The 25,989-nt window shown below is 41.1% G+C and carries 25 protein-coding genes; 23 read left to right on the top strand and 2 right to left on the bottom strand.

The features are described 5' to 3' along the window. Positions 1 to 24: 24 nt before the first annotated feature. The 6 genes from I2D69_RS13125 to I2D69_RS13100 all read left to right on the top strand — a co-directional run bounded on the left by I2D69_RS13125 (position 25) and on the right by I2D69_RS13100 (position 7,222). On the top strand, positions 25 to 1,224 hold the full coding sequence (locus tag I2D69_RS13125) for an ABC transporter substrate-binding protein (protein WP_173771931.1): 1,200 nt from the start codon (positions 25 to 27) through the stop codon (positions 1,222 to 1,224). Positions 1,225 to 1,268: 44 nt separating this feature from the next. Continuing rightward, positions 1,269 to 2,321 carry an iron ABC transporter permease gene (locus I2D69_RS13120; protein ID WP_118583481.1) on the top strand — a complete coding sequence of 351 codons (1,053 nt, stop codon included), beginning with the start codon at positions 1,269 to 1,271 and terminating at the stop codon, positions 2,319 to 2,321. A gap of 1 nt (position 2,322) precedes the next feature. Then, positions 2,323 to 3,423 (top strand): ABC transporter ATP-binding protein, encoded by a 1,101-nt coding sequence (locus I2D69_RS13115; RefSeq protein WP_173716748.1) that lies wholly within the window; start codon positions 2,323 to 2,325, stop codon positions 3,421 to 3,423. 93 nt (positions 3,424 to 3,516) lie between these two features. Then, positions 3,517 to 4,380, top strand: a complete 864-nt coding sequence (locus I2D69_RS13110) for a YitT family protein (RefSeq protein ID WP_118583485.1) — start codon at positions 3,517 to 3,519, stop codon at positions 4,378 to 4,380. A gap of 88 nt (positions 4,381 to 4,468) precedes the next feature. Continuing rightward, complete coding sequence (locus I2D69_RS13105; RefSeq protein ID WP_330602911.1) at positions 4,469 to 5,407, top strand: alpha/beta hydrolase; 939 nt, start codon at positions 4,469 to 4,471, stop codon at positions 5,405 to 5,407. A 3-nt stretch (positions 5,408 to 5,410) separates the two neighbouring features. Further along, entirely contained in the window at positions 5,411 to 7,222 is a 1,812-nt protein-coding gene (locus I2D69_RS13100; RefSeq protein ID WP_173773809.1) for a DUF6320 domain-containing protein, read from the top strand. Positions 7,223 to 7,412: 190 nt separating this feature from the next. Here the strand turns inward: I2D69_RS13100 and I2D69_RS13095 are convergent, their stop codons facing one another. Continuing rightward, complete coding sequence (locus I2D69_RS13095) at positions 7,413 to 7,934, bottom strand: hypothetical protein (protein WP_173773811.1); 522 nt, start codon at positions 7,932 to 7,934, stop codon at positions 7,413 to 7,415. Between the two features lie 226 nt (positions 7,935 to 8,160). Here I2D69_RS13095 and I2D69_RS13090 point away from each other — a divergent pair, with 226 nt between their 5' ends. From I2D69_RS13090 to I2D69_RS13035, 12 genes are all read left to right on the top strand, one after another. Beyond that, positions 8,161 to 9,534 (top strand): sodium-dependent transporter, encoded by a 1,374-nt coding sequence (locus I2D69_RS13090; protein ID WP_148463384.1) that lies wholly within the window; start codon positions 8,161 to 8,163, stop codon positions 9,532 to 9,534. A 294-nt stretch (positions 9,535 to 9,828) separates the two neighbouring features. After that, positions 9,829 to 10,494 carry a response regulator transcription factor gene (locus tag I2D69_RS13085; protein WP_173773813.1) on the top strand — a complete coding sequence of 222 codons (666 nt, stop codon included), beginning with the start codon at positions 9,829 to 9,831 and terminating at the stop codon, positions 10,492 to 10,494. Continuing rightward, entirely contained in the window at positions 10,491 to 11,927 is a 1,437-nt protein-coding gene (locus I2D69_RS13080; protein WP_195380019.1) for a HAMP domain-containing sensor histidine kinase, read from the top strand. The genes I2D69_RS13085 and I2D69_RS13080 overlap by 4 nt, the downstream gene beginning before the upstream one ends. Positions 11,928 to 12,098: 171 nt before the next feature. After that, positions 12,099 to 13,685, top strand: a complete 1,587-nt coding sequence (locus tag I2D69_RS13075; protein ID WP_195380018.1) for a DUF6034 family protein — start codon at positions 12,099 to 12,101, stop codon at positions 13,683 to 13,685. Between the two features lies 1 nt (position 13,686). Then, on the top strand, positions 13,687 to 14,577 hold the full coding sequence (locus I2D69_RS13070) for a hypothetical protein (protein ID WP_195380017.1): 891 nt from the start codon (positions 13,687 to 13,689) through the stop codon (positions 14,575 to 14,577). Then, positions 14,574 to 15,299 (top strand): ABC transporter permease, encoded by a 726-nt coding sequence (locus I2D69_RS13065; protein ID WP_227199059.1) that lies wholly within the window; start codon positions 14,574 to 14,576, stop codon positions 15,297 to 15,299. The genes I2D69_RS13070 and I2D69_RS13065 overlap by 4 nt, the downstream gene beginning before the upstream one ends. A gap of 101 nt (positions 15,300 to 15,400) precedes the next feature. Next, on the top strand, positions 15,401 to 16,078 hold the full coding sequence (locus tag I2D69_RS13060; protein WP_195380016.1) for an ATP-binding cassette domain-containing protein: 678 nt from the start codon (positions 15,401 to 15,403) through the stop codon (positions 16,076 to 16,078). A 2-nt stretch (positions 16,079 to 16,080) separates the two neighbouring features. Continuing rightward, positions 16,081 to 17,496, top strand: coding sequence for a hypothetical protein (locus I2D69_RS13055; protein ID WP_195380015.1), 1,416 nt, complete (start codon positions 16,081 to 16,083; stop codon positions 17,494 to 17,496). Further along, the gene (locus tag I2D69_RS13050) at positions 17,493 to 18,221 is read left to right on the top strand and encodes a hypothetical protein (RefSeq protein ID WP_227199060.1); all 729 of its coding nucleotides are present in this window, start codon (positions 17,493 to 17,495) and stop codon (positions 18,219 to 18,221) included. The genes I2D69_RS13055 and I2D69_RS13050 overlap by 4 nt, the downstream gene beginning before the upstream one ends. 84 nt (positions 18,222 to 18,305) lie before the next feature. Further along, a complete protein-coding gene (locus I2D69_RS13045) occupies positions 18,306 to 18,866 on the top strand; it encodes an NUDIX hydrolase (protein ID WP_173773828.1) in 561 nt (186 codons plus the stop codon). A 54-nt stretch (positions 18,867 to 18,920) separates the two neighbouring features. Beyond that, positions 18,921 to 19,652, top strand: coding sequence for a class I SAM-dependent methyltransferase (locus tag I2D69_RS13040; protein WP_148463380.1), 732 nt, complete (start codon positions 18,921 to 18,923; stop codon positions 19,650 to 19,652). A gap of 165 nt (positions 19,653 to 19,817) precedes the next feature. Continuing rightward, positions 19,818 to 21,098, top strand: a complete 1,281-nt coding sequence (locus I2D69_RS13035) for an Ig-like domain-containing protein (RefSeq protein WP_195380014.1) — start codon at positions 19,818 to 19,820, stop codon at positions 21,096 to 21,098. Here I2D69_RS13035 and I2D69_RS13030 read toward each other — a convergent pair. Continuing rightward, positions 21,081 to 21,320 carry a hypothetical protein gene (locus tag I2D69_RS13030; protein WP_195380030.1) on the bottom strand — a complete coding sequence of 80 codons (240 nt, stop codon included), beginning with the start codon at positions 21,318 to 21,320 and terminating at the stop codon, positions 21,081 to 21,083. The two genes, I2D69_RS13035 and I2D69_RS13030, sit on opposite strands and share 18 nt — an antisense overlap. A gap of 152 nt (positions 21,321 to 21,472) precedes the next feature. Between I2D69_RS13030 and I2D69_RS13025 the strand changes: the two genes are divergently transcribed. From I2D69_RS13025 to I2D69_RS13005, 5 genes are all read left to right on the top strand, one after another. After that, positions 21,473 to 22,234, top strand: a complete 762-nt coding sequence (locus tag I2D69_RS13025) for a class I SAM-dependent methyltransferase (RefSeq protein WP_148463379.1) — start codon at positions 21,473 to 21,475, stop codon at positions 22,232 to 22,234. Positions 22,235 to 22,997: 763 nt separating this feature from the next. Next, positions 22,998 to 23,195, top strand: a complete 198-nt coding sequence (locus I2D69_RS13020; RefSeq protein WP_148463378.1) for a hypothetical protein — start codon at positions 22,998 to 23,000, stop codon at positions 23,193 to 23,195. 3 nt (positions 23,196 to 23,198) lie between these two features. Then, on the top strand, positions 23,199 to 24,851 hold the full coding sequence (locus tag I2D69_RS13015; protein WP_148463377.1) for a hybrid sensor histidine kinase/response regulator: 1,653 nt from the start codon (positions 23,199 to 23,201) through the stop codon (positions 24,849 to 24,851). After that, entirely contained in the window at positions 24,851 to 25,066 is a 216-nt protein-coding gene (locus tag I2D69_RS13010) for a response regulator (RefSeq protein WP_148463376.1), read from the top strand. The genes I2D69_RS13015 and I2D69_RS13010 overlap by 1 nt, the downstream gene beginning before the upstream one ends. A gap of 241 nt (positions 25,067 to 25,307) precedes the next feature. Continuing rightward, positions 25,308 to 25,574, top strand: a complete 267-nt coding sequence (locus I2D69_RS13005; RefSeq protein ID WP_148463375.1) for a hypothetical protein — start codon at positions 25,308 to 25,310, stop codon at positions 25,572 to 25,574. Positions 25,575 to 25,989 lie beyond the last annotated feature (415 nt).

Genomic DNA, 25,989 nt, shown 5'->3' with positions numbered 1-25,989 from the left:
AATAATCAGCAGGAGAAAATAAAAATGTATGACAAAAAGCTGAAATATAAAATTTTAAGTATTTTTGCAGCAACAGTTATGACATTTACTGCCATTACTCCGGTATGGGCAGAAGAGGAGAACCTGGAAGCAGATGCTTCCGGGGAGACTTCTTCTGACACATCAGAAAAAAATGCTGCACCTGAAATTGCAGGTCTGACCTATGAATCCGCCATGGATCTGTCTTTTGCAGAATGCTTTGACGTGTATTATTACAATGACGGTTACAAACTTCTGGACATCCATGATGATGCCAGATATCTGATCGTCCCAGAGGGCAAAGAGGCACCTGATGATCTGGATCCTGAAATCCAGATCCTTCAGCAGCCACTTGACACCATCTACATGGCAGCCACTTCCCCGATGGCATTGTTCGATGCAATCGGAAGTGTAGACTCCATCAAGCTGTCAGGTCTTGATGCTTCCGGTTGGTATATCCAGTCAGCAGCTGATGCTATCAATAACGGCGAAATGACCTTTGCGGGAAAATACGATGAACCGGATTACGAGCTTCTGGTAGGTGACGACTGTGATCTTGCAATAGAGTCTACCATGATCCTTCATGCACCGAAGGTACAGGAGATGATCGAAACTCTTGGAATTCCTGTTTTCACCGATCGCTCCAGCTATGAGAGCCAGCCCCTTGGACGTACAGAGTGGATCAAGCTTTATGGCGCAATGATGAACAAAGAAGAGGAGGCAAAGACCTTCTTTGACCAGCAGGCACAGGTTATTGAGAAGCTAAAGGACTTTACAAATACAGAAAAAACAGTTGCATTTTTCTACATCAATACCAGCGGTTCTCCTGTAGTACGTAATCCTAAAGATTATATTTCCAGCATGATCGAGATTGCCGGTGGAAGAAATGCATTCGCAGATCTTCAGGATGACAGTGGAAAAACTTCCGTTGCCATTACCATGGAGGAATTCTATAATACTGCGTCAGATGCAGATTATCTGATCTACAACTCCAGTATTGATGCGTCTGTAAAAAGCATAGACGATCTTCTTGCAAAAGAAAGTCTGATGGCTGATTTTAAAGCCGTAAAAGAGGGAAATGTCTGGGTAACTGATGATTCCATGTACCAGCATACAGATACAATTGGTGAACTGATCACAGATCTGAACCTGATGCTTACCGGCGGAAGTGAAGAGGATATGACTTTTCTTCATAAGCTGAGCTGACAGCAGGTTCTGTTGTAAATGAAACAAAAATGGAGAAAAATAAAATGAGCAATCAATCCGCTGGAACCAGCTTCCACATGGAAAATTTTAAGAGACGATCTCGTTACGCTATGGTTTTCATTCTGCTGATCCTGGCCTTTGGCCTGATCACAGTTTTGAATATCAACACAGGAAATGTTCATATTTCTCTGTCTGAGATCATAGATATCCTGCTGAAAAAAGCCACAGATACAAAAGAATACAGCATCATCTGGAAAATCCGTCTTCCCAGGATCCTGATGGCTGCCATTCTTGGAGGTGCCTTATCCCTATCTGGTTTTCTTCTCCAGACCTTTTTTGAAAATCCCATTGCAGGACCTTTTGTTCTGGGAATTTCTTCCGGTGCGAAAATGGTAGTAGCTCTTACCATGATTTATTATCTTGGCAGAGCCGTAAACGTAACTTCTTACACTCTGATCATTGCAGCTTTTATTGGTTCCCTGATTTCCATAGGTTTTATTCTTCTGATTTCAAAAAGGATCAAGCACATGGCCACCCTTCTGGTTGCCGGAATCATGATTGGCTATATCTGTTCTGCAGTAACTGATTTTGTGGTAACTTTTGCAGATGATTCCGATATTGTAAATCTTCACGGATGGTCACAGGGAAGCTTCTCCGGTATGAGCTGGAGTAACGTTTACATTTCCTGTGTGGTGGTAGGAATTACCCTGGCCCTGACCTTCCTGCTGTCAAAGCCCATCGGTGCTTATCAGCTGGGAGAAGCTTATGCACAAAGCATGGGCGTAAATATCAAATTCTTCCGTGTTGCATTGATTTTGCTTTCCAGTATTTTATCAGCAACTGTAACTGCTTTTGCAGGACCGATTTCTTTCGTTGGAATTGCAGTCCCATTTCTGATGAAAAGAAGCTTCGGCACATCCAGACCACTTATAATCATTCCGGGAACATTCCTGGGCGGTGCAGTTTTCTGTATGATGTGTGACCTGATTGCCAGAATGGCTTTTGCCCCTCTGGAGCTGAATATCAGTACCGTTACCTCCATCTTTGGAGCACCTGTTGTTATTTTCATGATGTTGCGGAAGAAGAGAGGAAACTGAAATGGATAATTACTATTTTCATATGGATAACCTTTCTGTCGGTTATGACAAAAAGGCCTTAATTCATGATATCTGTATTGGAATTAAAAAAGGGGAGATTGTAACCCTCATTGGTCCAAATGGTTCTGGTAAATCTACGATTCTGAAAAGTATCACAAGACAGCTGCAGATCATTGGTGGAAAAGTTTACTTTGATGATCGCAATCTGAATTCTTTTTCCTATAAAGAGCTTTCCACACGCATGGCAGTAGTTCTTACGGAACGAATGCGTCCGGAGCTTATGACCTGTCATGATATTGTGGCAACCGGACGCTACCCTTATACAGGCAGACTCGGTATTCTTTCCAGAGAGGATGAGGAAAAGGTAGAGGAAGCCATGAGAGCGGTGCATGCGGAATCGCTTGGCAGTCGTGACTTTAACAACATCAGCGATGGCCAGCGTCAGAGAGTGCTTCTTGCCCGTGCGATCTGCCAGGAACCGGATATTATTATTCTGGATGAGCCAACCTCTTTCCTTGATATCAAACATAAGCTGGATCTTTTATCCATTCTTCGGGATATGGCAAAAAAGAAGCAGATCACAGTTATCATGTCTCTTCACGAAATCGATCTGGCACAGAAAATTGCAGATAAGATCATCTGCGTAAAGGGAGATACTATTTCTCATTTTGGAAAGCCGGAAGATATTTTTGAAGAGAACATGATCAAGGAGCTGTATGAGATCAACAATGGATTTTTTGATCCCCTGTTTGGAAGTATTGAGCTTCCGAAACCAGACGGAGAAGCGAAAACTTTCGTAATCTGTGGAAACGGCACTGGTATTCCCATATTCCGTCAGCTGCAGAAAGAGCATACACCTTTTATTGCAGGTATTCTTTACACCAATGACGTGGATTACCGCCTGGCAAGACTATTGGCTTCAAAGGTGATCACGGAAGAACCCTTCATGGAAATCAGTGAAGAAGCCTTCCAGAAGGCGCAAAAAGCCATGAAAAGCTGTGAGAGGATAATCTGCACGGCTGTTCCGGTTGGAAGCTGCAATAAGCGGTTAGGAGAGCTTATAGATGCAGCGACGAAGAGCGGGAAAACAGAGTTTGTATAATTCTGCCTTGCGGGATTCTTTGATTCCGTTTCTTTACAGGACTCATTTTTTACGTTATACTGAGTTCACCGAAAGAAGGAGAGGACTCGTTTTATGAAAAAAAATATATTTACAAAAGACAACCTGATGTTCTTTATCATTCTGAATCTGGGATTGATTTTTACAGCGGTTGGAATTGCCATTTTTAAAACACCCAACCATTTCGCATTTGGTGGTACATCTGGTCTGTCTATTATCCTTTCTACCTTATTTCCGAAGTGGAATGTAGGTGCATTTATGTGGATCGTCAATGCAGCACTTGTTGTACTTGGATTTTTCTTCCTTGGAATCCGCTCCATGGGCTGGACTGTCTATTCCTCTTTTGCCCTGTCTTTCTATGTAAGTGCCTGTGAAGCTATTTATCCCCTTAGTTCGCCACTTACACATGACGTGTTCCTGGAGCTTTGTTTTGCAGTGATCCTTCCTGCAGTGGGAGCTGCTATGGTATTTAATGTCGGTGCCTCCACTGGTGGTACTGATATTGTGGCAATGATTTTGCACAAATATACCAGCCTTGAGATCGGACGTGCCCTTTTGGTCAGTGACCTGGGAATTGTGTTGATCGCTGCTTACCTTTACGGTGCCCAGACCGGACTTTACTGTATTCTTGGAATGATCCTGAAATGCACTGTAGTAGACAGTGCAATTGAGAGTCTGAACCTGAGAAAGGTATGTACGATCATTAGTAAATATCCGGAGCAGGTAGAAGAGTTCATCATCAATGACCTGCATCGTTCTGCCACAGAGCAGAAGGCCTTTGGCATCTATACCAAGAAGGAGCAGAAGGTAATGATGACTGTGCTTACCCGAAGCGAGACCAACCGTCTTCGTATTCATTTAAGACAGATTGATCCTCATGCATTTATTACCATCGTAAACAGCAGCGAAATCATTGGAAAAGGCTTCCGTTCTATCTGATGCCTGCCAGCTAATGCAGAAGACTGATTTTTCCATAACAGAACAGTCTGATGAAGCTTGATTTTAAAACCAGAAAGGAATACAGGCCATGATTTCCAAAACCATGCGAGCAATTCTCCACACCCTTTCCTACGGCAATATCGAAGTGGAATCCTCCCGCAGACTGGTGGACATTAAGAAGCTGGATGCCATGAATATTTTTCTGAAAAAAATGGATATCCAGATTTTCAACGGGGACTACGAAATCCCTCTGCGGATTTATTTTCCTACTGAAGAAGCCATGACAAACGGGGTGGAAAAAGGCCATACTTTTCCAGTTCTTCTATTTTTTCATGGCGGAGGATGGGTGACAGAAAGTGTGGATACCTATAACCGTGTATGTGCCAGAATGTCCCAGTCTACCGGTCATATTGTAGTATCTGTGGAATACAGGCTTGCTCCTGAATATCGTTTTCCAACGGCTCTGATGGACTGTTATGCAGCGGCGAAAGCGCTTTACACCAATAAGCTGATCCTGAATACTGATCCCCGGAAAATCACTATCATGGGTGACAGTGCCGGAGGAAATCTTGCAGCCGCAGTTGCTCTTATGGCAAGGGACAATGGAGAATTCCAGGTATACCGGCAGATTCTTATTTATCCGGCCTTATATAATACGTATACAGCCGCTTCGCCCTATGCCTCGGTGCAGAAGAACGGTACGGACTATCTGCTTACTGCAGTGAAAATGCAGGATTATCTGAATCTGTATGAAAGCTGCCCCGAGGATCGGGTCAACCCTTATTTTGCACCTCTTCTGGCAAGAGATTTTTCTAATATGCCAGAAACCCTGATTCTCACAGCAGAGTTTGATCCTCTTCGTGATGAAGGCGAAGATTATGGAAAAAAACTGGCAGAGGCTGGTAATTATGTAGAAGTACACCGGATCAAAGATGCACTTCACGGCTTTTTTGCTCTTGGAATCCGCTTTTTCCATGTGCAGGAAAGTTTTTCTTATATGAACGAATTCTTAAAAAGGGAAGTGTGAAAATTGAAAGAAGGATATTCGAACTGGAGAAAACTGGATAACGCGGCCCTTGCTTTTCCTCTGGTAACTGGCAAAAATGATACCAGAGTATTTCGTTTTTACTGTGAACTAAAGGAAAATGTAAAACCGGAGCTTCTCCAGGCCGCTCTTGAAAAAACCATGGAAAAATATCCTCTGTTTCAGATGGTTCTCCGAAAAGGATTATTCTGGTTCTACCTGGAACACAGGGATATTCGTCCAATTGTAAAGGAAGAGAAGAAGCCTCCATGCAGCAGGCTGTATATTCCAGACAAAAAGAATCTTCTTTTTCAGGTCAGCTATTATGAAAAAAGAATCAATTTTGAAGTTTTCCATGCACTGACAGATGGTACCGGGGCAATGCATTTTCTCCAGGAACTGGTAAGCAATTATCTGAAGAAGGCTCACCCGGAACAGGATCTGCCTTCTCTGCCAGTCACGGATATGAGCACCCCCGGTGATCAGGAGGAGGATAGCTTTTCCCAGTATTATTCCTCGGATATTCCCGGAAATTCCGAGAAAAAACCTCGTGCTGTCAGACTTCCGGGAGAACGGCTGCTTCATGAGGATATGCATATTACAGAGATTGTACTTCCGGTAAAAGAGCTTCATGCAAAAGCAAAAGAATACGGTGTCTCCATAACCATTCTGATCACAGCCATGTTTCTTTGTTCCATCCATGAGGAAATTCCCAAGAGCAGACAAAATCGCCCCATTGCCCTTATGGTACCTGTAAATCTGCGGAATTATTTTCCCTCACAGTCTATGGCAAATTTTTTTGGCTGGATAGAAGTGGGACATGATTTTTCCCAAACTTCTGATTTTACAGAAATTCTGGCTCACGTGAAAGAGCAGTTTGCCGCGGAACTGGTAGAAGAGAAAATTGCCAGACATATGAATAGCTATGTCCGTCTGGAGAAAAATCCGGTCATCCGTGCAGTTCCCCTGGAAATAAAGAAATATTTCCTTATGCTGGGAGCAAACCTAAGCTCTAGAAGCATTACGGCTGTTTATTCCAATATTGGAATTCTTCGTTTTCCAAAGGAGTATAACCAGTACATTGACCGTTTCGGAATTTTCGCAAGTACCAACTCCATGCAGCTTTGTTCCTGTTCTTACGAAAACGAAATGGTTCTTGGATTTACCTCCAAGCTTCCCAAGGATAATATTCAGCGAAATTTTCTGAACATGCTGAAAAAAGAAGAAATTCCTTATACAGAAAAAACCAATAATTTCCCCGGCTGTTCCCTGAAAGAGAAAAAGGAGGCGCAGAGAATCGTGCAGGTTTTCAATTTTGTCTGTATTGCAGCTGCAATTCTCTGCGGCATGATCAATTACCTTACACGGGAAAAATTGGACTGGTTCTGGTTCGCCGCAGCTGGCTGTCTTTGCGGATGGCTGATCGTAGCGGTTGCTTATGCCAAACGGAGGAATATCTTAAAAAACGAGATCATACAGTTGATCCTGGTAACTGTTATCGCGGTTCTGTGGGACAAATATACCGGATGGCATGGCTGGTCTCTGGATTTTGTCCTTCCATTTGGCGCTCTTGCAGTGCTTGGCTCTATACCTGTGATCGTAAAAGTACAAAAGCTGGAAAAAGAAGAGTATCTGTTTTACCTTGTTCAAGCTGCTTTTGCTGGTCTGGTACCGCTGATCCTTATGTTTTTTCACCAGATCCGTTTCCCATACCCATCTGTGGTATGCACAGGAATCAGTCTGCTGGTATTTGCAGGAATGTTTATTTTTAACAGCAATGATACTATCCGGGAGTTTCATAAAAAACTTAGAATGTAATAAAATGGACACAGATTGCAAGGACTTCTTTGCTGAAATTTCGCTAAAGCAGTCCTTGCGATCTGTGTCCGTCTGTTATGTCTGATACCCTAAAGCGTATTTGATAAATCATTCCCGTAATCTGCACGCCCCACTTTGCGGGAGTTTTTGCAGAAAGCCCTTTTCAAATACGCTCTGGAAGTTAATATAATTAAATTTCTATAAGAATTCCCTTCTCTTTATCATACTTACAATATTTGCCATTTCCGGAAATAAATGGCTGATAAGTATTCGTACGTGTATCTTTCACATATACAATTCCTGTGGCGATCATTTCTACCAATGAGAAACGTTTACTCAGGCTGGAGATCCAGGAATAGGTCTTATTACTGTCAGAATCAGCAGCAACCAGACTGTATCCCTCTTCACACGGTTTCAGAGAAAAGTAAATTTTCTCCGGCTTAGAAGTCTCTTTAAATACCTGGCTTGCTATATAAGTAGAAAAATTCTTCTCCACAAACTGCTGGAAAGAGTATAAGGTATAAACCTCTCCGCTGACTTCGTCTGTAATCCGGTCTCCGCGCTGCAGACGCGCCTTGATCAGAGACAAAGTCTCAATGGTCCAGTTGATAAAGGAAATGCTGCTGTAGGTCATGCTCTCCAGAAGCTGGTCGATCAGTTTCTTAGTGAGAACATTCGATTTCGTTGCTTCATTAAACAATTCTTCATTCATAATCCGCACCCTCCATAACATATATATGTTAATTGATAAGCTTAATTATAAGATCTTATTTTATTAAAATCAATAATTTTTCCCTCGTTTTTGTATTATTTGTTATTTGTTATTGCTGTTATTTTATATATATTGTTTGCCTTTAACACAAAACCATGTTATCATCATAAGAGTTGGAGTTTATAAAAAGCAAAAACAAATTTTACGAATTTGGAAGGAAAAATTTATGGAAAAACATCATCATGAACGAAGTACTTTTTCCGGTAAACTGGGATTTGTACTGTCTGCTGCCGGAGCTTCCGTCGGACTGGGAAATATATGGCGATTTCCTTACCTTGCGGCAAAATACGGCGGTGGAATATTTTTACTGATTTACATTATTCTGGCACTTACTTTTGGCTACTCCATGATTGTCGCCGAAACCGCCCTTGGCCGAATGACAAGAAAAAGTCCGGTAGGTGCTTTTGGAAAATTTGGCAAGTCTAAATGGCTGTCCTTTGGTGGCTGGATCAATGCCATCATTCCAGTCCTGATCGTGCCATACTATTCCGTTATCGGCGGATGGGTTATCAAATATCTGATCGAATATATAAAAGGTAACAGCCAGAAGCTGGCAGAAGACGGATATTTTTCTGAGTTTATTTCGAATGGTACCTCCACAGAGGTCTGTTTCCTTATTTTTGCATTTTTAACAGTTGCAATCATTTATGCAGGAGTCCGAAACGGAGTAGAGCGCGTTTCCAAATTTATGATGCCGGTTCTGGTATTTTTATCTGTGCTTATTACTGTTTACTCTGTTACAAGACCAGGTGCCCTTGCAGGAGTGAAATATTTCCTGGTACCAAATATTGAGAATTTCTCCTGGATGACAGTGGTAGCCGCCATGGGTCAGATGTTTTATTCCCTGTCTATTGCCATGGGAATTCTGGTAACCTTTGGCTCTTATATGAAAAAGGACGTATCTATCGAAGGTTCCACCAAGAATGTAGAAGTGTTTGACACTGCAATTGCCATTATGGCAGGTCTGATGATCATTCCGGCTGTGTTTGCATTCTCCGGTGGAGATCCGGATACTTTACAGGCAGGACCGGCGCTTATGTTCATCACCATTCCCAAGGTATTTGCCAGTATGGGGTTGGGAACTCCCATTGGGATTCTGTTCTTTGTACTGGTGCTGTGCGCAGCTCTTACCAGCTCTATTGCCCTGACGGAGAGCGCTGTATCTACCTTCCAGGACGAACTGAGATGGCACAGAAAGAAAGCAACCGTTATTGTTGGTGTGATCATGATTCTTCTTGGAACTCTTTCTTCCCTTGGATATGGACCGCTTGGCTTTGTAAAAATTATTGGAATGCAGTTTCTGGATTTCTTTGATTTCCTCACCAATTCTGTAATGATGCCAATTGCCGCACTTGCAACCTGTCTTTTAATTTCCAGAAAAGTGGGCGTGGAAAAGATTGAGGAGGAAGTAGTAGCTGAAGGCGGAACTTTCCGCAGGAAAAAGATTTTTAACTTCATGATCAAATATCTTTGCCCGATATTTGCAGCAATTATCCTGCTTAGCTCTGTAGCAAATGCATTTGGACTGATTTCCATGTAAATAATTTGTAACTGTTCTGTACTTCTCAGTTACCACTTCGCGAAATAATACCTGCTGAATAAATACTATAATTTTTTAATCGCCCCACCCATCTCAGGTGGGGCGATTGTATAAGGACTGCCTCCATATCTACAAAGCTTTAAAGTCTGCCACATTTCCATCAATAACGCACACAACTTTTCCCTATATCTGCTTTTTACAATATGGTTACATTTATCACTACCAAAACATGTATAATAGAACCAGTACATCAAATAAGAATTATTTTTCAGAGTATACAAGAAAGGACCCGAAATGAAAGCCAGAATACTTGTAATAGAAGATGAACCAGCAATCAATAACTTACTTTGCATGAACCTGGAAGTCACCGGCTACCAGACCGTAAGCTACCTGGACGGCAATGACGCCAGCGAAGGAATTGCCTGGGATCATGAGTTCCAGTGCGCCCTTGTAGATATTATGCTCCCTGGAAAAGATGGATATACCCTTTTACCAGAACTGAATCACTACGGCATTCCCGTCATTTTTCTCACCGCCAGAGCCGACATCGCAAGCAAAGTAAAAGGCCTTAAAGAAGGTGCCGAAGACTATATTGTAAAGCCCTTCGAGATGCTGGAAGTGATGGTCCGCCTGGAGAAAGTACTGGAACGTCATGGAAATTTACAGGAGCAGATACAGATTGACGATATTACCATAGACACCATAAGCCATACCGTTACCAGAAATGGAGAGGAAATTTACCTGAAACCAATGGAATACAACTGCCTTATGATGTTCGTCCGCAATCCCAATAAAGCTCTTACAAGAGAGCAGCTTCTGGCCGGTCTCTGGGGCGTAGAATTCGAAGGAGAAACAAGAACAGTAGATGCACATGTGGGACGTATCCGCAAAAAGCTGGGCTGGCAGGACAGGATCAAAACCATTCCCCGCATTGGATACCGACTGGAGGTGGAATTTTGAAGCTTTTTACAAAAATCTTTTTACAGGTGGCCTGCGTGATCCTGATTTTATCCTCCGCTGTTTTTTTCTATACTTCATATCGCTGGAAGAATCAGAGTATTCAGTATATCAATAACTATGAATATACCAAATTTCAGAATAATCTTTTACAATTTGAGGAGAAATTAAGACTTACAAGCAGTCAGTCCGCTAATTCCGATGAGAAAGTCCGAAACCGAATTCTTATCTACGCTTTCCGACAGATTTTCCATGACAGTGCTGTTCTATATCAGAATGATGAAGAACTTTACAACGGTACCGCCTATGACTTCGATGTTCAGGGAATCCAGGAACAACTGGGAGAAGTGGAATTACACGGAAAATGGTATGACGCGGATACTTATATCTGTGATCCCCTTATCAGCAAAGCCGACGGTAAAACACTGTTGCTTTTTTTTTATTCCTCCACAGAGTCAACTACAAATCTGAATTATCAGATTGTCACTTATAAAGACGTTTCTGATGTTCTGGAGAGTAACAGGATCCTTTTTTATCAGGCGGGTATGTTGACGCTGGTTCTTCTTCTGTTAACCGGAACAATTCTTTTTTTCAGCCTGCGGAAAATTATGGCACCCCTTACAAAATTAAGGGAAGCTGCGGTTTCTGTATCTGAAGGCAACTATGATATACAAGTTCCTGCGGAAGGAGATACGGAACTGGCGCAGGTTGGCAAAAGCTTTAATCAGATGTCCTCCAAGGTTAAAGAACAGATTGAATGCCTTTCCACTGTAAACCATACACAACGACAGTTAATGGGAAGTCTTGCCCATGAGCTGAAAACACCTATGACCTCTATCCTGGGATATGCAGATACCCTTCTCACAGTGCGCCTGCAAAGACAGCAGCAGGAGAGAGCTCTCTCCTATATTTCCAGTGAATGCCGCAGGCTGTCCCGACTTTCGGTAAAAATGCTGGAACTTACCGGATTATATGAAACTGGGGAGGCACGTTTTGCCCCAACAGAAAATTCAGTGAAATCTTTTCTGGAGGATTCCAGACAGCTTAACCTCTGCCGTCTGAAAGAGAAGAATATCTGTCTGGAACTTCAGTGTGAACCTGCTGATCTGAAGAAAAACTTTGACAAAGATCTTATGTTAAGTCTGGTAAACAATTTTATTGACAACGCAGTAAAAGCCTCCGCGGACAATTCCAAACTCATACTGGCAGCAACGGCTGGGAAACTGATGGTCCAGGATTTTGGCAAAGGAATCCCGGCTGAAGATCTTGATAAAGTGACAGAGGCATTTTATATGGTTGACAAATCCCGTTCCCGGGCCAATGGAAGTGTGGGACTTGGACTTGCACTTTGTAAAAAAATCGCAGATATACATGGATTTCAGTTGAAAATTGAAAGTGAAATAGGAAAGGGAACCTGTGTATTCATTGAATGGTAACGAATTTTTTGCCAGATTACAATTCAGTTACAATTTACGGAAGATTTGGTGTAATTCCAAGTACTATAATCTATATCAGAACATGACCGGTGATTACTATGAGCAATATCAAACACCCGTTCCCCTAAATCTCCGGTTATGTTCAAACATCGAAAGGGAGACTTCAAACAAATGAGAAAGAATATAGAAAGAATGATTGGACTTACTCTCTGCATGGGAATGTTAGCGGGATGTGCACAGACACCAGAATCTTCCCTTGTAAGGCAGAAGGGAAATAAAGCACTGGATTCTTACAAAGAAGCGGATGACAAGGATGTCAATATGGCAGGAAATGCCTCCTCCGCTGATCAGACAACTGCTTCTGAAAGTACTGGTACAAGTGATACTGCTGCCTCCACTAACGTTCACCCGGATAATGCCTCAGCTGCCAGAACCACTATCCGCGACCTGATCAATGCGCCTGAGACTTACAAAAGTCAGGTAACAGACGACACATCCAAGCTTGTGGTAAATACGGATGCAGCTGTGGAAATACCAGATGTGGAAAAGATATCTGCAATTTCTGTTACACCAGCTGCGGTCACACAGGATCTTCTTGATGGTATCACAGATGCCTTTTTCTCAAATGTGAAGATTTACACCGCAGACAGCTATTATGTACAGACAAAGGATGCGATCAAGAAAAAAATCGACGAATTAAAAGAAGATGTTGCCAACGGAAATCTGGATCCCAATAATTGGGGAACCGATGACAATGGCAATCTCTTATATGATATTTACGATGACATTGATTATTGGGAAAGCCAGTATGAATCTGCACCTGAAACGAGAAATCTGGTAGAAGGAAGACCTGCCGTGGGAGTGCAGACATACAGCAGTGCTGGTGAAGTTATGGAGGACAATGCCTTTACCGGTGTAGCCCAGTTAGATGACGGCTCCCAATATTCTTATCGTACCTCTTCCTGGGGAGCCTATTCTTTGGAAGTAAGAATCCAGAAGCTAGCCCAAAAAGACGGTAAAGAAATCCCTTCTGACGCTGTCTGGTCCGATTATTCCAGCAGCAGTCCATATGAAAAACCTACCGAAAAATCTATTGGAATTTCGTTGGATGACGCGAAGAAATTAGCCCAGGAAAAAGCAGATGCCATGGGCCTTGACGATTTAAACCAATGCGGATGGGATTATGCGATTCAGACGTCCATTGGAACAGATGATAACTCCAGTTATCTCGGAAGTGGTTATGTTATCTACTACAGCCGTACCATAAATGGAACTCCGCTTACCTATACCATGGATGCAGGTGGAGCGCTTGAAGACATGGACAGTACTATGGAAACCTGGGCTTACGAAAACCTTTATTTTTATGTAAATGCAGACGGAATCGACAGCATGACTTATTGCAATCCATACACCATCGGAGAAACTAAGACTGAGAATTTAAGCCTGCTTCCATTCAGCGAGATCATGAATATCTACGAAAAAATGATGATCGTCACCAACGCGGACAACCTTACCTATGAAAATTCCAGGGTATTCAATATTGACCGTATCGTTCTTGGCTATGCCAGAATTTATGAGCCATCCACAGATGCCCATACCGGTCTTCTGGTTCCTGTCTGGGATTTTTTCGGATCCCGCAAAATTGACTCCGAATATGATGGCGAAACCTGCTCAGATACGACAGATTGGCCTACCTGGAGCTTTCTTACCATCAATGCAGTAGACGGAAGTATTATAGACCGTAGTCTGGGATACTGATATGAAGCAGACACTTGGAATTGTACGCTACAATTTCTTCGGCTTTTTCCGTAATCCCAAAGTAATTTTTACCCTCTTTCTGGAATTTGTGCTCAGTTTTCTGCTTACAGGAAGAATCATGGTTGTTATGGATAACTACAATACGCCTGTACAGGCAATTGAACCTTTCCTGTGGACCTTCGGGGATGGAACAGCAGTGCTTCTAAGTTCCATGCTTTTGCTTTTGCTGTTCTCCGACCTGCCGAAAATGACACCAGTCACTCCTTATCAGCTGATCCGTACCACCAAGAAGAAATGGCTCTTAGGCCAGTTTGTCTATATTACATTCGTAACGATTTTATATACATGTTTTATGCTTTTGTTTACTTCTGTGCTGTGCATGAAGGACAGCTATCCAGGCAATCTGTGGAGTGACACAGCAGCAATGCTTGGATACTCTGATCTTGGAAAGAATCTGCAGGTGCCATCTACAGTACGTGTTATGGAAAGCATTTCACCTTACGGCTGTATGCTGCAGGTATTCCTTTTGCTTTTTTGCTATTCCCTGACTTTAAGCTTTGTAATTCTGGTGGGGAATCTCTACAAAGGAAAAACAAAAGGCATGATAGCTGGTCTGTTTTACAGTATCTATGGATTTCTTCTGGATCCCAATGTACTGGCAGCTGTTTTACATAAAGAAAAGTATGAGATGTATCAGATAAACGTATTGATCTGCTGGATCAGTCCCTTAAACCAGGCCGTCTATGGGAAACATAATCTGGGCTATGATCCATTACTCCCAAAGCTCTGGCAATCCTGTGTATTTTTTCTTATTCTGGTAGTGATACTGGTTATTCTGGCGCTTCACAGAATGAAGAAATATCCGTTTGAATTTCTGGGGGAAAAATCATGAGTGGCGAGATGAAACGTATGCTTACATCCAAAAATTTTCTGGCAGCCTGGCTGATTGCTTGTGCAGCTCTTCTCTTTGGACAAACCTACCCCAGTCTGAAGAAACTGACTTGTGGTACTTTTATAAGCCTTCTGGATGGTTCTATAAAAAGTCAGATTGTAGCTTTCATTTTACCCATAGCAGCAGTGCTTACCTGGAGTGATTCTTTCCTGCAGGAGTATAAAAGCGGATTTCTAAAAACTGCTCTTCCCAGAACCAGCCGCAGTCAATATGTGGAAGGAAAGGTTTTTTCTATTCTGATGTCTGGTTTTCTGGTCTGGTTACTGGCAGTCATAACAGTGCTTTTGGTTAATTTTGTTATATTTTATCCTATGGAAGTAAAAGGAAATATTCCAAAAGATCTGCTGACAGAGCTTCTAATGAAAGCTCTCCGCATGAGCATCCTTGGAGGTATCATAAGTACCCTTGGAGGTATCTGCGGAACTTTGTGTCAATCTGCTTATATGGCTTACGGAATTCCTTTTATAAGTTATTACTTTGGAATTATTTTACACCAACGATATTTTAAAGAACAACTCTGGTTTTACCCGCCAGAATGGATTACCCCTTCTGGAAACTGGGGACCATACCAGACTGGTTTATGGTTATTTTTGTTATTATTTCTACTTGTACTGATCCCGGTTCTGGGAAGTGTACTATATGATAAAATTGAAGAAATTTGAGATATCAGACCTCATTTCTGAAAATAAAAATGTAGTCCTGCTTTTGGGAAATTGAAAGGATCTAAAATCAAAAGGATTTAAATGGGAAAGAAAACGATTATATGAACAGTGTAAATCACAATAAATTATTAAAGCCAATTCCATGTGTACAAATAAGTCATGTTACTAAACGTTTCGGTGAAGACCTTGTTCTAAAAGAAGTAAATCTTGATCTGAATTACGGACAGGTATATGGCATTGTTGGAAATAATGGTTCTGGAAAGACGGTTCTTATGAAATGTATCTGTGGTTTTCTGCCGGCTACAACCGGAACCATCCATGTATCAGGAAAACAAATCGGAAAAGACACCGATTTTCCAGAAAGCCTTGGCGTTATCATCGAGACGCCAGGTTTTCTTACACAGTATACAGGAATGAAGAATCTGGAAATTCTGGCGAATATGCAAAGACTGATCTCCAAGGCAGATATCCGCCTTATTCTTCGAAAAGTCGGCCTGGATCCCGATATGAAAAAACCGGTTGGAAAGTATTCGCTTGGAATGCGCCAGCGTCTTGGAATCGCCCAGGCCATTATGGAGGATCCCCGTCTTCTCATTTTGGATGAGCCCTTCAACGGACTGGATAAACATGGCGTAGCAGAGATCCGAGAGCTTCTTCTGGAACTGAAAGCTGCCGGTAAGACCATCCTTCTCGCCAGTCATAACGAAGAAGATATCCGTATTCTCTGTGACCATGTATATGAAATGGACGGAGGAATCCTGAAGGAAAGGACAGGCTGAACATGAAAGAAGAACAATTACAAAAAAATTCTGTATTTGCCGTTAAAACAGACGGCATCTTATTGATTACTGCATTAATTGCCAGTATCCTGTTTCTTATATCCCCATTTGCAGTTTCTGCCCAGGAAGGTGATGTTGAAAATACAGAAACAGTTTTTGAAGATGAAACGGAAACTGTACCAGATATGAACCAGGATTCAGATTTCGATTCTGATCCGGATTCTAACCTGGATTCTAACCTGGATTCCAATCCGGACCCAGATCTGGACGGATTCATATCTGGTGACGATTCTTCCCCCAAAAATAATCCCATTCATGTTATTATTGAAAATGTGTCTGGCAATACAGATAGCAGTAATGCAGAGCCTGCTGGTAATGATGCTATGGGTGTTGGAGATACTTCCTATGGAGCGGTTTATGCCGGCAGTACAGACGGAGGTAGTTCCTCCGGAGAAAAGGTTCTCCACAAGCCTCAGCTGCTATTGGAAGACAGTAATCTTTCCAGCCAGACACTAAAAGCTGGCAGCACACGGGAAATGTCCGTAACCTTTCGAAATAAGAGCCGCAGTCAGAACGTATATGGACTGAAAATTTCTCTTTCCACAGAAACAAAAGGAATTGAATTTGATAAAAATTCTTTTTATGTACAGAGGCTGACACCTGGCGAAGCCATTACTTTAACGCAGAATTTATCTATCGCAGAAGATACTGAGCCAGGTCAGGTAACAATCCTATTTTCTCTGGAATATGAAGATTCCAAAGCCTCCAGTGCCAATAGTACAGAAACTCTGACTTTTAAAGTGTCACAGCCTGTACGTGCAGAATTAGAAGTGTCTGACATTCCTTCGGTATTTTATACAATGGATACTGTAGAAATTCCTGTGAAAGCATTGAATCTTGGAAGGGATAAAATCTATAATGCCAAAGTGAAATTAGAAGCAGATGGATTATCTCCAAAAGAGACTGCATTTCTGGGAAATGTAGATGAGGGAACTGCATCTGATGGTACAATAAGAGTATATGTAAAAGGAAGCACCGGAAATAAAAGTTCTAAATCGCAGTCTGTTGCAGAAGCAGGAAGTTTATCTGACAATGTATCAGATATATCAGATGAAAATGATGCTACTTCTCAGAATACATCTATTTCACCAGATCAAATTACAGGAAAACTGATTCTCATCTACGAAGATTCCACAGGTAACTCCTACCAGACAGCTGTCGATTTTTCCTCCGAAATCAAGGAATCCCAGATTCAGTCTCTAAAAGTTGAGGATTCTCAGGAAGAGACTAACAGCTGGTGGTACTCCATTTTTGCAATTCTGGCGGTTCTGTTTCTCATCATCGTTCTGTTTCTCATGTCCAGATTACATAAAAAATCTGTCCTTCTGGAAGAAGCAAGAAAGGCGGCATCCCGTTGAGAAAGAAAAAAATAAACGGTTTCACCTGCTTTCTGATGATTCTCATTTCACTGACTCTTTTCTTTTTTCTCAGGCTTACCTATGAAATACAGAAAGAGAAGCAGCAGTATACAATCTTAATTTCCCTTGGAAATCTCAGTTACGACCAGAATTTCCTGAAAAAAGCTTCGAAAATAAATGGGCTTCAGGAAATCTGGCCAGTTGTGGAAATTCCAGTAACCATAAAAATAGAAGACTATACAAAAACTACCGTATTTTGTGGAATTGATCTGAATGCTTTTACGGAAATTTCCGGGCAAGACAATTTAGGAAACACTCCACGCTTACTCCTGGGGAGCAATTCTCTGGAAAATATGAAAGACTCCAATGGACATGCCATTTCAAAGAAACAGCAGAATAAATATCTGAAGATGGGAGAACAGCTTGCCATTACATATACGTTAGACAGTATCGATTCAAATAAAAATTCTACTGAATACAGCAGTTCCGTTTCCAGCAGTAGTTTCACGGCTATGGACAATCCCGGGAATAATATTTCACCAGTGTCCTGTCTTCCCTGTAAAGTTGCTGCAATACTCCCCGGAGAAGATGATCAGATCTATATCCCGCTCTCCCAGGCAAGAATTCTGTGCAGCGAATCTGGCACTGCGCTGACTGTAACAAAGGTGTTGCTAAAGATAAAGGGAAAGACCAATCTTGAAAACGCTAAACAGCATTTTGAATAACAAAGATACTTCCTTTTCAGGTGTAAATAAATATCTGCTTATGTTATACTATTGTACAAGACCAATAAAAAGGAGCACTCTATAATGAACAGACAGGAACTACTTAACCAAATTGAGCATTATACCCCGTTCAATGAACAAGAAGAGATGGATAAGCAGCTTATTCTGAACTGGATCAGAAATAATACCAATGCTTTTTCCAGAGAAAACACGGTAGCACATATGACTGCTTCTGCCTGGGTGGTAAATCAGGATAAAAGCAAAATTCTCATGGTCTATCACAATATTTATAATTCCTGGTCCTGGCTGGGAGGGCATGCGGACGGAGAAACGGATTTACTTGCAGTTGCCCTTCGGGAAGTGAAAGAGGAAGCGGGGATTTCCCATGTCTGTCCTGTATCTGAGGAGATTTTTTCTTTGGAATCCCTTACAGTAGATGGACATGTGAAAAAGGGCAAATATGTGTCCAGCCATTTACATCTGAATGTAACATATCTGCTGGAAGCAGATTTTGAGGAAGCTGTCTCCATAAAAGCCGACGAGAACAGCGGTGTCGCCTGGTTTTCCCCGGAAGAAGCGCTGAAGAAATCTACAGAACCATGGTTTGTAGAACATGTGTACTCCAAGCTGATTGAGAAAATGTAATGAAAGAAGCCAACAATTGTAATACTTATATGATACAAAGAAAGAGAAGAGAATATGAGTGAGAAAATTGTAGTTTGCCTTGAAAAAGGTGGCGCAAGAGATATGGCTGAAGCTTTTTCCAGGCGCACAAATACCCCAATCTCTGAAAAGCCGGGAGAGCACCTGACGGTGCTTTTTAATTCCAAAGGTGTTTCTTTAACCGGATATGGTCTGGCTTATCAGGGAGATTTCGAAAATATGCTTCACCGGGTGACCAACGGAAGATTACAGCATGAAATGCTGGTACGGGCTTCCAAATCAGAAAAGCCAGGGCGCAAGGCAATAGATGCCACAGCAGGTATGGGAGAGGATGGATTTCTTCTGGCAGCCCAAGGGTATGAGGTAACTCTGTATGAGCAGAATCCAGTGATTGCTGTTCTTTTAAAGGATGCCCTGCGCCGGGCAAAGAAGCATCCCGTATTGAAAGAGATCGCTGCCCGCATGAAGCTGACAGAAGGCAACAGCGTGGAATTAATGCCCGCACTCCTGGATCCTGTAGACGTCATATACCTGGATCCCATGTTCCCCGCAAGACAAAAGTCCAGCCTGATCAACAAAAAACTGCAGCTCATCCAGAAGCTGGAGCCCCCATGCTCCCAAGAGACCGACCTTTTCGACGCCGCTATCAGCGCAGACCCGGATAAGATCATTGTAAAACGACCGCTGAAAAGTGATTTTCTGGCAGGAAGGAAGCCTTCTTATACGTTAAGCGGAAAAGCGATTCGATATGATTGTTATACGTTGTAGAGGAAATAAATTGGCAGAGCAGGCAGATGAATAAATGATATATGCATAGCAGCATTTTTATAATCCTTTTCGATTACTGTCAGAAGTGCTAGTGCAAATCAGAAGCAACTATGTATAATAAGAATAAAAAGGACAGTATTGTTTATAAGGAAGGAGAAAATGCTTATGAGAAATGGTAAAAAATCATTAAAAAAAGCCAGCGTACTGCTTACTACATTCTTACTTGTAGTAATGTGTCTGGCAGTGGATACCACATCTGTAAGTGCCGCGAAGATTAAACTGAACAAAACAAAGCTTACCTTGGCCCAGGGCAAGAAATACCGTTTAAAGGTAAAAGGCACAAAAAAGAAAGTGAAATGGTCCTCCACAAAGAAATCAGTGGCAACTGTCAATAAAAAGGGTGTCGTTACAGCAAAGAAAAAAGGAACTGCATATATTAAAGCTAAGGTTGGCAAAAAAACATACAAGTGTAAGGTTACTGTTAAGAGTAAAAAAGCACCTGCAAAGCCAGCACCTACAACACCTTCTGCTCCGGTAAATCCGCCGGCAGAGCCTACAGCAACACCTACCACAGCTCCAGCAAAAACACCAGTACTAAGTGCAACATCTTTAAGCATGCGTAAAGGTGAATATTATCAGCTTAACGTACAGGATCCTAAGCATCTGCCCGTATGGACCAGTTCAAACAAGAATATTGCAGAGGTAGACAGTCAGGGAAAGGTACATGCAATTAATGTTGGAACAACAGAAATCAAAGTAGATGCAGGGATTGTTCTTACATGCACAGTTACAGTTACCATGGAAACAAAGCCTCAGACTGAACCAGTTCTTTCGAAAGCAGTTATAAAAGGGCAGCGGTCAGTCAAGAATGAAGCTGGCGAATCTGTAGTGATTGAGATTCCTCTGAATACTTATACCTATACTTTCAGCACAATTCCAACAAACGTGGAAGAATTGAAGCAGTATAACATCAGCGGTGATGATGGAAGATATAAGGTGCTCGCTCTTTATGTCATGTCACTTCGGACCTGGAAACCGGAAAATCAGACAGATTGCGAAGAAATGATCGGATATTTATGCAATAAGCAGTTATCTGTTTATGAGAAGCAGAGATTAGCAGAGCAAATGAAAAAGAGTAAACAGTATCTCTATCTTGGAAATGCATTCTTAAATGGTGCAACTCCGGCGAATGACTACACACCTTCACAGCCTTATTCAATTACATTAACTCAGGATTCTGTAGTAGATGAAGATCAGATATACATTCCGGCAAATCCTTCCATACCATCTCCTGATCAGTATAGAGCCTTTATCTATTGCAAGGCTTCTGACAGTGGTAAATGGATCGATGTTTATAAATCATCTAAGGACGGAAACTGGTATATGTATAAATGGATGGATCTGATCACTTCAATAAAAGCCCCGGCTTCAAGTAATCCATTCTAAATATGTCTTCAGGTGATTCATTCTAATTACAAGAGGGCAGACATCAAAGACCTCGGTTTTTGGTGTCTGCCCAAGTGAAAATAGATATTCTACATTTTCAAACTCTTGATAACATAATAACAGTCTAATTCCCACCATGCTAAAATACCCTCCATTTCCACTCCAGCCGTATTGAACATGACCATTAGCAAGCAGTCTTGCAATAATACTTGCATCACCCATTTTATATTCCTCCATTCAGTATTTTATTGGACATAAACTGTGCTTTAACATATTCTTTTTAAATATAATATATTTTATATTGTATATTAAGTCATTTATCCCGTTTTTATGGTATTATAAGAAAACAAAGAACAGGATAGGAGGCGTTTGAAATGAATCATAATGATATAGTCAGACAGTCATTCAAAAAACAGGCTGAAAAATTTGTAGCATATCATATGTCAAAAGTGGAATATACAGACTATCTGATTCAGAAAATCGCAGCAACAGGAGAAGAACATGCATTAGAAGTAGCTGCCGGGACCTGTATTTGTGGCAGGGCTCTGGCTCCTTATGTAAAGGATATTACCTGTCTGGATATGACGGAAGAAATGCTGGCACAGGGAATCAGACTTGCCGAAGAAAGTCATATAGAAAATATTTACTTTCAAAGTGGTAATGCCGAAAAACTTCCATACGAACCCGAAACCTTTGACCTGGTGATCACAAGGCTTTCTTTCCATCATTTTGACAATCCTGAGAAACCTTTTGAAGAGATGAAACGTGTCTTGAAAAAAGGGGGAAAGATGGTGGTCTGGGATATGGAAGCTGCCGAGGAGCCTTTACGAGAAATTGATGATAAGATTGAAAATATGCGTGATCCTTCTCATACCAGAATCCTCAGCAGGGAAGAATTTGAAGAAATGTTCAAGAAAGATTTTGCACTGCAATGCGAAGAAACTACTCTGGTGCCGGTGAATCTAAAAAGTTGGATGGAACTGACTGATACTTCGGAAGATGTGCAAGAAGAGATAACAAATTTGATGAAAGCTGAATTGGAAGGCGGTAGAAAAACCGGTTTTTCACCATATAATAAAGATTCACAAATCATGTTTGATCATAGATGGCTATTACTAATTGGTGTAAAAAAATAATGGTAATAAAAATAAGCAGGAAACTCCTTTGAAGAGTTCCTGCTTTTCTTGAAATGTCCTAATATTTAGATAGGATTCGGGGGCATATTTATAAATGTAATTACAGCTCTAAAGAATCTTCTGCATCTATTCGGGTTTTGTTACACCAGACATCTGTACAAAATAAAGAAATCTCTGTGCAGATAAAAGCGACGTTGGAAAATAATAGTCAGATGTATAAACTGAAATTGCATACGCTGTGGTCGCCTATGAAGAAAGACGTATGCATAGGAATTATCGGGTATTTTGACATTATAAAATAGAAAAATACAACAAATGTAGGATATGATGGAATTGCCGTTCATGTGTATATCTGGATGGAAGGAACAGACGCTGATTGCGTCAACGGAAAATCTGTTGAAGATGATTCGTCTACTTATGATGTGACAGTAAAACTTGCCGGAGTTGCAAGCGGAAATTAAATGTTCTTTTGAAAGGTCATGGCACGAACCATGGCTTTTCTTTTACCCCAACATCCCCATATTGGCAACTATCCCCACTCACCCCACTCTTTTTCAGTACATTTACTGAATTGCTATTTTCCCGACTTCTCGGCTTGCCATATAGCTGAGAAATTTATGAAATGTTCCTGTTTTTTAAATCCTGCAAATACTACTGATGAGCGTGTAAATTTTCATTCTACAATGTAAAAACTCTTTGTTGACGGATATATTTGGATAAGGATATAATCTGTATCAGAGAATTTACAGGGAGATAAACAAGTATGAGTCAGGATATGATTAATAACCGTTTTTTGGAAGAGTCGGTATTTGCTATTGCCGATGGATACTGCGTGATCAATCTCACAAAGAATATTGTACGTGGTTCCATGTATCAGGTAGTTAATGGAAAAAAATATAATCTGAATGAACAATTAGGTTTGCCGGAAAATTCAAGCTTACAGAGTCTGGTGGATGCATAGGCATTGACCATACCTGAAGAAGGTCTTCAAGATTTTCTGCACGAGTTTGACAGAGAACGACTGTTAAAGCGTTTTGAAAATGGTGAACGGCATATATCATTCCGATATTGGACCAGGACTGCTACTTTTGAGCCCATGCTTGCAGAAGATCACATGGCCCTGTACCGGGAAGAAGAAACCGGAGATATCATTGCAGTCAATTATGTTCTTGACCGTACAGAACATTATCGCTTAGAGGAAAAAGAGAGGGCACTGGAAAAATCAAACAGAGAGTATGCGAAGCTTCTGGAAGAAGAGAAAAAGCATACGGCTATGATCGAGGAATTAACGAAGAAACTGCAAAGTCAGCTGGAGTTATTTACCGTATCCATCCCTGGCGGTGTCAAAATCAGTAATGATGACCCGGAATATTCTTTTAAATATGTTTCAGAACAATTTGCAAATATGCTCGGTTACGCAACACCGAAGGAACTGATGGACGCTTCTGGCGGTAATATTATCGGTCTTGCTCATCCAGATGACGTAAAGGTCGGACTTGCAGATGCATTAAATCAATATACGCATTCCGATCATTATGCTACTATTTACCGGATACGCTGTAAGGACGGCACATACAAATACATCGAAGATCGTGGACAGAAAGTAATAAAGGAAGACGGAACCATTGAACATTGGAATCTCATGCTGGATAAAAATGACTTCATGCACAAATCAATTGCATTGGAAAGTGAAAAGAAAGCAAATAAAAGCAAGTCTGATTTTCTCTCCAGGATGTCTCATGATATGAGAACCCCACTGAATGGCATTATCGGATTGCTGAAGATTGCTGAGAAGCATTTTGATGACAGTGAATTGGTTCTGGAAAATTTCGGAAAAATGCAGGTAGCCGCAGATTATCTATTGTCACTTATTAATGATATTCTTCAGATGAGCAAAATCGAAGATGGAAATGTACCGCTAACGCAGGAAATCATCAACTTTGATGAATTAAGTCAGGATGTTCTGACTATCATAGAACAGCGGGCAAAAGACAGAGGAATTCAAATGCAGTTCCGTTCAAAAAAAGAAGGGCTTCGATATCCTTTTATTTATGGAAGTCCGGTGCATATGAGACAGATTTTTCTTAATATTTATGGAAACTGTATTAAGTATAACCGGATTGGCGGCAAGATAATAACGGTGTTGGATTATACAGAAGTAGTGGATGGAATTACGACATATGAATGGACGATCACAGATACAGGCATTGGCATGAGTAAGGAATATCTGAAGCATATATTTGAGCCGTTTTCGCAGGAAAGGAATGATTCTGGAAGTACACAACAGGGAATTGGACTGGGAATGTCGATTGTAAAAGGCCTGATTGAAAAAATGGGCGGAACAATTAAAATAAAAAGCGAAGAAGGAATCGGATCAACTTTTATTATCAGAATTTCGTTTAAACTTGCTTCCGCACCAGATACAGTAAAGAAAACAGCAGCACAGATGGATATTAGTGGATTAAACTTATTGCTGGTGGAGGATAATGAACTGAACGCAGAAATTGCGAAAACTCTGTTGTCTGATGAAGGTGCAAATCTGACAGTTGCAGAAGATGGACTGCAGGCGGTCAGGATGTTTCAGAGAAACCGGAAGGTTATTTTGACGCAATTCTGATGGATATCATGATGCCTGTAATGGATGGGCTTACTGCGACAAAAACAATCCGGTCACTGAAACATCCTGATGCTGAGACAATTCCAATCATTGCCATGACAGCAAATGCTTTTCAGGAGGACGCTGAAAAATGTATTGCTGTTGGAATGAATGCACATCTGGCAAAACCTTTGGATATTGAGAAAGTAAAGATGACCATTTATAAATATATATAAGAAAAGTCAGCAAGGAGGTATTGACGCATGTTTAGAGAAATATATAATTTGCACAGCACTCTTATTGCGTCCAATGATAACATCTCCATGCCTGTTGATAAGATAATGATATGAGCAAAAACGTCTTTTCATCTGTTTGAGGAAAGACGTTTTTTATATGAAAATGTTTTGGAAGAGGAGTGACCGAAAATGAGTTTATTATGGATGGAATATGAAACAGAGTTTGAACACTTGGTAGAGAATGGTGATCACGCACAATATCATCCAGATGATGGGCGGAACCATTCAGGTAGAGAGCAAACTGGGAGAAGGAAGCCATTTTGAGGTGATTCTTCCGATAGAACTAGATAAAACAGCGGATCGAAGTATCAGATCCCGGATGGAAGTTATAGATACCGTATCTATGATTGGACCTTATATGAATGAAGTCCTTCCGCCGACACCGCCAAAGCGAAAACAGCAGCCTATAGATATTCCAGATTTATACACTTTTTTCTTTACACAATAATATCCTTGAATTTATATTCATGAGTAGGTATAATAAAATATAGTATGTCAAATTTTAGCTGTTAAATGATGGCTTGTGTCAAATAATAGTTAATAATTACAAAGTAGTATAATATTCACTTTTTTATCCCATAAAAAATACTGCAATATCAGCTAAGTTAGCAACCACCAGTTCAACTGGTGGTTGCTAACTGATACGGGAAGAAAATATTATTTTTATACCCTTTAGGAATAGAAATAAACCTAAAGGGTATTTTCCTCTTAAGCGACATACAAGGGAGGGTTTGGTAGTTTCTATCTTAAGAGGGAAGCTTCCTGGTTGCAGTAAATACATCTATACCTTCTGGGACGACCGGTGGCAGCACCATATTCACCGCCAGCTTTCCGCAACGCTTCTTCCCAGTCATCGGACATGG

It is taken from the genome of Ruminococcus sp. D54t1_190329_F1 (assembly GCF_015551645.1).
Lineage (GTDB): Bacteria > Bacillota > Clostridia > Lachnospirales > Lachnospiraceae > Blautia_A > Blautia_A faecis.
This window is presented reverse-complemented; position numbering and strand designations above follow the sequence as displayed.